Annotated in this window: 9 protein-coding genes; 2 read left to right on the forward strand and 7 right to left on the reverse strand. The window is 71.2% G+C overall.

What is annotated here, in order from left to right; all coding sequences use genetic code 11:
- Nucleotides 1-5 precede the first annotated feature (5 nt).
- Nucleotides 6-617 carry a CGNR zinc finger domain-containing protein gene (locus ACZ7GX_RS22980; protein WP_498779348.1) on the reverse strand — a complete coding sequence of 204 codons (612 nt, stop codon included), beginning with the start codon at nt 615-617 and terminating at the stop codon, nt 6-8.
- Between the two features lie 39 nt (nt 618-656).
- Entirely contained in the window at nt 657-2,129 is a 1,473-nt protein-coding gene (locus ACZ7GX_RS22985) for a M1 family metallopeptidase (RefSeq protein WP_498779349.1), read from the reverse strand.
- A 17-nt stretch (nt 2,130-2,146) separates the two neighbouring features.
- On the opposite strand from ACZ7GX_RS22985, the gene ACZ7GX_RS22990 reads away from it, so the two are divergent.
- Nucleotides 2,147-2,893, forward strand: coding sequence for an alpha/beta fold hydrolase (locus tag ACZ7GX_RS22990; protein ID WP_498779351.1), 747 nt, complete (start codon nt 2,147-2,149; stop codon nt 2,891-2,893).
- On the opposite strand, the gene ACZ7GX_RS22995 is transcribed toward ACZ7GX_RS22990, so the two are convergent.
- From ACZ7GX_RS22995 to ACZ7GX_RS23005, 3 genes are read right to left on the reverse strand one after another with little or no spacing between them, the layout of a single operon-like run.
- The gene (locus tag ACZ7GX_RS22995; protein ID WP_498779352.1) at nt 2,842-3,339 is read right to left on the reverse strand and encodes a 2'-5' RNA ligase family protein; all 498 of its coding nucleotides are present in this window, start codon (nt 3,337-3,339) and stop codon (nt 2,842-2,844) included. The genes ACZ7GX_RS22990 and ACZ7GX_RS22995 overlap by 52 nt on opposite strands.
- A gap of 2 nt (nt 3,340-3,341) precedes the next feature.
- Nucleotides 3,342-4,217: an HhH-GPD family protein gene (locus ACZ7GX_RS23000; RefSeq protein WP_498779353.1), complete on the reverse strand. Its 876-nt coding sequence runs from the start codon at nt 4,215-4,217 to the stop codon at nt 3,342-3,344.
- 38 nt (nt 4,218-4,255) lie between these two features.
- The gene (locus ACZ7GX_RS23005; protein ID WP_498779355.1) at nt 4,256-4,747 is read right to left on the reverse strand and encodes a beta-class carbonic anhydrase; all 492 of its coding nucleotides are present in this window, start codon (nt 4,745-4,747) and stop codon (nt 4,256-4,258) included.
- Nucleotides 4,748-4,887: 140 nt separating this feature from the next.
- On the opposite strand from ACZ7GX_RS23005, the gene ACZ7GX_RS23010 reads away from it, so the two are divergent.
- Nucleotides 4,888-5,541: a hypothetical protein gene (locus ACZ7GX_RS23010; RefSeq protein ID WP_498779357.1), complete on the forward strand. Its 654-nt coding sequence runs from the start codon at nt 4,888-4,890 to the stop codon at nt 5,539-5,541.
- 33 nt (nt 5,542-5,574) lie between these two features.
- Here ACZ7GX_RS23010 and ACZ7GX_RS23015 read toward each other — a convergent pair whose 3' ends face one another.
- Both ACZ7GX_RS23015 and ACZ7GX_RS23020 read right to left on the reverse strand, forming a co-directional pair.
- Entirely contained in the window at nt 5,575-5,997 is a 423-nt protein-coding gene (locus tag ACZ7GX_RS23015; RefSeq protein ID WP_498779359.1) for a hypothetical protein, read from the reverse strand.
- Nucleotides 5,994-7,349, reverse strand: a complete 1,356-nt coding sequence (locus ACZ7GX_RS23020; protein ID WP_498779361.1) for a hypothetical protein — start codon at nt 7,347-7,349, stop codon at nt 5,994-5,996. Before ACZ7GX_RS23020 ends, ACZ7GX_RS23015 begins: the two co-directional genes overlap by 4 nt.
- Nucleotides 7,350-7,454: the final 105 nt, after the last annotated feature.

The raw sequence follows: 7,454 nt of genomic DNA on the forward strand, positions 1-7,454 counted from the left end.
CGACGTTACTGCGCCGCGGCCGGTTCCGTCTCGTGGCGGGCGCGGTGCGCGCGGACCTTGTGCCTGTTGCCGCACCGCTCCATCGAGCACCAGCGGCGGTTGCCCGCCCGGGACGCGTCCACGAACAGCAGTCCGCAGTCGGCCGCCGAGCACGCCCGCACGCCGCCGTGCGCGACGAGCTCGACCGCGTCACGGGCCGCCGCGCCGAGCACCTGCGTGCCGGTGATCGGCCGGGCCCAGGTGAGCGCCCGCGTGCGGGGGTCGACGACCGGCCGGGGCGTCTCGGCGGTGGCCGCGTTCAGCACCTCCAGGCCCTCCGCCGGCAGGTCGGCGCCCTCGGCCAACGCCCGCGCCACTCCCCAGAACGCGTCACGCAGCCGCTTCACCGCGACCAGCTCGGCTTCGGTGACGCGCACGTCGGCCGCGGTGAACGGCGCGGTCGCGGCCAGGCACGAGTCGACCAGCCACGCGGCCAGGTCGTCCGGCCGGTGCAGCGCCTCGAACACGCGCAGTTCGCCTGGACCGCCGCTGACCAGGAGTTCCATCGCGAAGCTGCCGGGGTCGAAGCGGAAGCTCTGCCCGTCCGGGCGGGTCAGCGTCCTCGTCCAGGTGGCCATGTAACCACTGTAGCCAGTTTCACCGGCCGGTCCGGCGAGTCACCGGCGCAGCGGACCCGGGTACAGGAACTCGTCGGCGGGCGCCTCGTCGCCGCGGAACCACGCGGTGAAGAACGCGTCCAGGTCCTGCCCCGACACCTGCTCCGCGTGCGCCTCGAACTCCGGCCACGACGCGTTGCCGCCCCGGTTCGCGGCCGTCCAGTCCTTGACCACGCGGTCGAAGGCGGGGTCGCCGATCTGGCGGCGCAACGCGTGCAGGGCGAGCTGCCCCTTGTCGTAGACGCCGCGGAACTCGTTGCCGCGGCCCATGTCGTAGAGCTTGCGGCCCCAGTACGTCTCGCGGTCGGCGACCCGCTCGACCTCGGCGAGGTAGCGGTCGTCCAGGTCGACGCCCTGCTTGGCCTCCGCCCACAGCCACTGGGCGTAGGAGGCGAAGCACTCGTTCAGGCAGATGTCGGCCCAGTTCTCCAGGCTCACCGAGTCGCCGAACCACTGGTGCGCCTGCTCGTGCACCACGGTGTCGAGGTCGGCCCAGCCCGCGTAGATGGGCCGGGTCTGGGTCTCCAGCGAGAAGCCGATGTCGTCGGCCAGGAAGATCCCGCCCGCCGAGGAGAACGGGTAGGGCCCGAACTTCTCCGACAGGAACGCGAGCACCTCCGGCAGCCGCTCCTGGTGCTGCCTGCCGCCCTCCGCGCCCGGCGCGTAGGCGTCCACCACGGGCGTGCCGTCGGGCAGCGTGGACCGCTCGACGGTCCACCGGTCGATCGCGATCGTGGTCAGGTAGGTGGCCATCGGCTGCTCGGCGACCCAGCGGAACGACGTCCAGCCGTCGGCGGTGGTGGAGCCGCCCTCGACGCCATTGGAGATCACCGACCAGCCCTCCGGCACGCGGGCGGTCAGCGCGAACGACGCCTTGTCGCGCGGGGTGTCGTTGGCGGGGAACCAGGTGGTCGCCGAGTGCGGCTCGCCCGCCGCGAACGCGCCGCCGGACGCGGAGACCTGCCAGCCGCTGCGGCCCAGCGCGCGGTCCTCGAACAGGGTCGGCACGCCGCCGTACCGGACGGTGGTGGTGAACTCCTCGCCGTCGGCCAAGGGCGCTCCGGGCGTGACGACCAGCTCGTGGTCGCCCTCCTGGCGGTAGTCGGCCGCCTGATCGCGCACGTCGACGCCGGAGACCTCCAGCGCGTACAGGTCGAGGTTGAACCGGGACAGGTCGGCGGTCGCCCTGGCGGTGATCCTCGCGACCCCGTCCAGCCGCTTCGTCGCCGGGTCGTAGGTGACCGACACGTCGTACGCGCTGACGTCGTAGCCGGTGTTGCCGTCCTGCGGGTAGTACGCGTCACCCGCGCCGTCGCCGCCCTCGGCGTTCACCACGGAGGGGGTGGTCGCGGGCGGCGGCGTCGGCGTCGCGCCCGGCTGGTCCCTCGGCAGCCTGGCCACCACGATCCCGGCCACCACCAGCACCACGATGACGACGATCAGGTACGGGCGCGCCTTGGGACTGATGGCCATGCCGACATGATGCACGCATGAGCGTTGCGGAGTTCGGGGGATCGGGGCAGGGCATCCTGCTGCTCCACGGCCTGATGAGCCGGGCGAGCACGTGGTGGACGGTCGCGCAGTGGCTCAAGCCGTACGGGCGGGTGGTCGCCCCGGACGCGCGGGGGCACGGCCGCAACCCGGTGCGGGGGCCGTACCGGACGGAGGACTTCGTCGCCGACGCCGCCGAGGTGATCGAGCGGCACGACCTCGCGCCCGCCGTGGTGATCGGGCACTCGATGGGCGGGCTGCACGCGTGGGCGCTCGCCGCGACCCGGCCCGACCTGGTGCGCGCGGTCGTGGCCGAGGACGTGGTGCCGGACAACCGCGGCCGCACGGTCGACGAGTGGAAGTGGTACTTCGACTCGTGGCCGTCCGCGTTCGAGTCCCTGGCGCACGTCCGGACGGTCGTGGACGTGCCGCGGGTGGAGGAGATGTTCGAGGAGCGCGAGGACGGCTGGCACCTCATCGCGCACCTGCCCGACCTGTACGAGATCGCCTCCGAGTGGGGTGAGCGGGCGTACTGGGATCACGTGGACGCGATCCGGTGCCCGACGCTCGTGGTCGAGGCGGGTCGCGGCGGGCTGCGGGCCGGGCAGATGGCCGAGGTGGCGCGGCGGACCGGGGGGACGCACCTGGTGGTGCCGGAGTCCGGGCACGTCGTGCACGACGAGGCGCCGGAGGTCTACCGGGGCGCGGTGGAGGCGTTCCTGAGCGGGTCGATCGACCCCGTCTGAGTGTCCACGATCGCCATCTCGCGGGTCTTGGCGCGGATCGGCGTGATCGGGTGCAGCTCGGCGAACGCGGCCTTCACCTCGGCGTCCTCGCCGTCGACCAGCGTGCAGTGCGGCACCCAGCTGCCCGGCAGGTGCCGGCTGTTCGGGTGCTTCACGCGGCCCGCGAGGACGTCGTGCACGGCCGAGTGCACGGCCAGCAGCTCGGCGTCGACGACCGCGCCGAGCTGCAGCGTGTTCTCCGTGGCGCTGAGGGTGTGCAGCCAGACGTCGGGCAGCCACAGCCGGGACAGGTCCTCGCGCAGCTCGGCGCGCACCTTCGGCCCGATCGTGCCCGCCGCCGCGTACGTCAGGTGCGGCGGCAGCTGCGACCTCGCGCCGATCCGCCGCCACAGGGACCGCACGGCCTGGTCGGCCTCGGCGTCGAAGAACACCACGAGCACGTGCACGGTCAGTGCTCCCCGGGCAGCGCGAACAGGCCCTCGTCGGTCTGCTCGACCAGGCCGTCGACGAGCAGCGAGTGCAGGCACCGGTCCCGCTGGCCCGCGTCCGACCAGACCACGTCGAGCCGGGTCTTCGCCACGGGTTCGCTGGTGCCGCGCAGCACGTCCAGCAGCAGGCCGCGCACCTGCCGGTCGGTGCCCGCGAACTTCTGCACGACCTTCGCCGGGCCGTCGTACGCGGGACGGCCGTTGAGCTGCCACGCGCACGCGGCGAACACGGGGCAGTCGGCGCACTTGGGCGCGCGGGCCGTGCAGACGAGCGCCCCCAGCTCCATCAGGGCGGCGGAGTAGACCGCGGCGCGCGCCTTTTCTTCGGGGAGGAGGGCTTCGACGTCCTTCATGTCCTTGGTGGTGGACGGCGGACCGGCGTCGCCCGCGCCGTGCACGGCCCGTGCCACGACGCGGCGGACGTTCGTGTCGACCACCGGGCACCGCTGCCCGTAGGCGAACGCCGCGACGGCCCGTGCCGTGTACGCGCCGATGCCCGGCAGGGCCAGGAGGGTGTCCACGTCGCTCGGGACCACGTCGTCGTGCAGCTCGGCGATGGCCTGCGCGGCGGCGTGCAGCCGGAGGGCGCGGCGCGGGTAGCCGAGCTTGCCCCAGGCCCGCAGCACCTCGCCCTGGGTCGCCGCGGCCATCGCCGACGGCGTCGGCCAGCGGGCCAGCCACTCGTGCCAGATCGGTTCGACCCGCGCGACGGGGGTCTGCTGCAACATGATCTCGCTGACCAGCACGCCCCACGCCGTGCACTCCGGCCGTCGCCAGGGCAGGTCGCGGGCGGTGTCGGCGAACCAGTCGAGGAGGAGCTCGGCGTCCAGGCTCATAGCGACGCACAGTCTTCCACGACCGGTTAGCCGCCCGGTCACACGACTTCGGTCAGCTCTCCGGTGTGCACGTCGTAGACGAAGCCGCGCACCTGGTCGCGGTGCGGGAGGAAGGCGCTGTGCCGCACCCGGTTCATCGAGCCGCGCACGCTGTCCTTCACCTCGCGGAACGCCTCCACCGACCACGTGGGGCGCAGGCCGGAGTCCTGCTCCAGCTCGTCCTTGAACTCGTCCTCGGTGACCAGTTGCAGGCCGCAGTTCGTGTGGTGGACCAGCAGCACCTCGCGGGTGCCGAGCTTGCGCTGGCTCAGCGCCAGCGAGCGGATCATGTCGTCGGTCACCACACCGCCGGCGTTGCGCAGCACGTGCGCCTCACCCTGCTGGAGACCGAAGATCTCGAACACCCGGATGCGGGAGTCCATGCAGGTCAGGATGGCCACGTTCATCGAAGGTCGCGGCGAGGAACGGTCGCCGGGAACGATGTTGCCCAATTCGGCGTTGCGGCGCAGCAGCTCGTCGATCGCGGTCATCGCACACCTCCCGTGTTCCCTCGGATTGGAACCCGGCTCCCGCATGGCGGGCAAGTGGATCGGGGCGAACCTCACGTTCACCTCATCGGAGGACCGATGCCTCCCGGGCAATTCCAGGTGACCCGGCTACCTTCGACGGCGTGACCGAGCACACAGGCCCGCACCCGCGGTCGGTGTACTGGCGGCGCCGCGCGCTGGCGGTCGCCGGGTCGGTGGTCGCGCTGGTGCTCGTGGTCTGGCTGGTCGGCGTGCTGGTCGGGCGCGGCGACCCGGCGCCGGTGGCCGCCCAGCCGTCGTCCCGCCCGCCGGAGCCGCCCGCGACGCCCGTGGTCGCCTCGTCGTCCTCGACGACACCCCCTCCGCCGCCCGCGTCCCCTCCTCCCACCCTGCCGCCGGGTCCGCCACCGCCGTGCGACGACGCGCAGGTGGCCGTGGTGGCCGAGGTGGACCAGCCCTCCGCTCCCGCCGGGCAGCCCGTGGGGTTCACGATCGTCATCTCCAACACCGGCCCGCTGCCGTGCGCGAAGGAGATCGGGCGGCAGGTGCGCGAGCTGGTCGTGACGAGCGTGGACGGCGCGACGCGGCTGTGGTCGAGCAACGACTGCTTCGCCACCCGGGGGTCCGAGGTGCGCGTGATGCAGCCGGGGGAGCGGTTCAGCTACGGCCTGCGGTGGACGGGCGGCACGTCGGAGCCGGGGTGCCGCAAGCACTCCAGGCTGGGCGCGGGCGACTACCTGCTCACCGCGGTGGTGGCGGGCAAGGCGAGCAACCCGGTGATCTTCCGCGTGACGTGAGGTCGGGGCCGCGGCTGAATCCGGTGACGACGGTCAGGTGGACGGGCGGTTGGCCCGCTCTTCGTCCTGGATGCGGCGCAACTGCCGTCGGTACTCCTCCAGCAGTGCGGCCTCGCCTGCCTCGCCGGTGGCTTCACGTTTGTTGTTGATCACTACGGTCGCGGCGAACGCCGCTCGGGCGACCGGCCGGCGGAGCAATCTTTCCACGTCGATGTTCTGAATCCACTCGTTGCCCGCGGCGGTGGCCCGTCCTTCACCTGTGTACACCGACCACTTCGATTCCGAATCGGAGTGCGCGGCTCGCGCGGAAAGCCTTTCGAGGAGACGCAGGAGTTTGCCGAGCAGGCCCGTGCCGAGGTCGTATCCCGACCTGTCGCGTAACCCGTCGCCCGGCATGGACGGAGTATGGGGTAAGTCCGGGTCCGGGTCAATGCGCTGGTCGCTGGTCAAACTCATCGGTGACCGTCCCATCCGGTGTTTTCGCCCGTGTCCCGCGAGGCGAGCCAGTAGTAGCTGTACGTCCGTGTCACCCAGACGAATGAAGAAACTGTGAAGTTCAGCAATGCCAAAGATGCGAGCAGTTGCCACCAGGTGCTGTCGATCAGCATCAGTTCGAACGTCGACTTCCTGGTCATCTCGTCCGCCGTCTGCGCCATGTACAGACCGCTCGCCAGCAGCGAGATGATGATCGTGGTCAGCGACGATGCGCGTGAGGCCAAGGTGCCGCCGAGCAGTTGGCCCGCGCCTTTGTCGAAGCCCACGAAGGCCGCGGCCAGCGCGGGGAACGCGAGGACGAGCGCCGGGAAGTCGCTGTCGAACGTCTTGTTGGCCGCCGAGATCACCACGCCCGCGATGTAGATCAACGCGAAGCTCGCGAGTGCCGCCATCATCGTCGGGGCCATGGATCCGGGCGGGGTCTCGTGGAAGCGCATCCGCACCCGCAGGTTGTCGGCGAGGTCGGCCGGGATGGACCGGAGGTACAGGTGCAGGTACCCCTGGCCGAGGCGCTTGCGGAAGCGCTTGTAGGGATCGGAGGGCTTGCGCGCCTCGTTGCGAGAGCTGAACCGGCCGTTGCCGTTGATCAACTCCTGTTCGCCGAGGTGCATGCCGTCCGGGGCGAACACGTTGAGGTGGTAGGAGCGGGCCAGCGCGGCGTTGTTCAGCTGGATCTCGAGGCTGATGGGTCGGGTGCCCAGCAGCATCCGGGCGCGGTCGCGGAGGTATCGGGCGAGCTGCCTGACCGGGGCGCGGACGAGGTGCGGGATGATGTACCGCTGGTAGGTCACGATGGCCCGGCCGCCTTGGAACACGTCGTGCGGCAGCACTACGACAATGGCGTAGTTGCCGGCCATCTTCGTGATCAGGCCGACGGTCAGCCTGAGCAGCTCCACTTCGTCGTCGGCCTGTCCGGGCTGGTCGTCCTTCAGTCTCGTCGCGATCCGCTCGATGTCGGAAACGCACTGCGCGAGATCCTTCGCCTGGGCGGATTCGATCCGGCCACGCCGGGCGATGTGGCCGAACGCCGTGGAGGTGATGGCGTCCAGCCGGTCGCGGTCGGCCGGGCTCACCTTGAGCTTGGGCGCCGCGAGCAGTGCCCGGAGCATGCTGGCCATGAGGACGAGGTACTCGTGATAGGTCAACGTGGCCGCCGTGTCGTCCCCGTTGATCCGCAGCACGAGGTGGTCCTGCAGCGATCCCTTCGGAGGGGTCATCAGTGGGTAGATGACGTCGACGTCCTCGTTGCCCTTGCCCCTATTGCCCTCATCCTCGTCGTCCTTGTCGTCGTCCTTGACGGCGGTGGACTTCACCGTCGTGGAGACCAATGCCGTTTAGTTAGGCGGTGTTGGTGAAGATGTGCAGGTGGGGCGGGCCGGCATGGCGCTTCGTGACGTGGTGGGGGCGTTTGAGGAGCT

The organism is Actinosynnema sp. NPDC037264 (assembly GCF_055603705.1).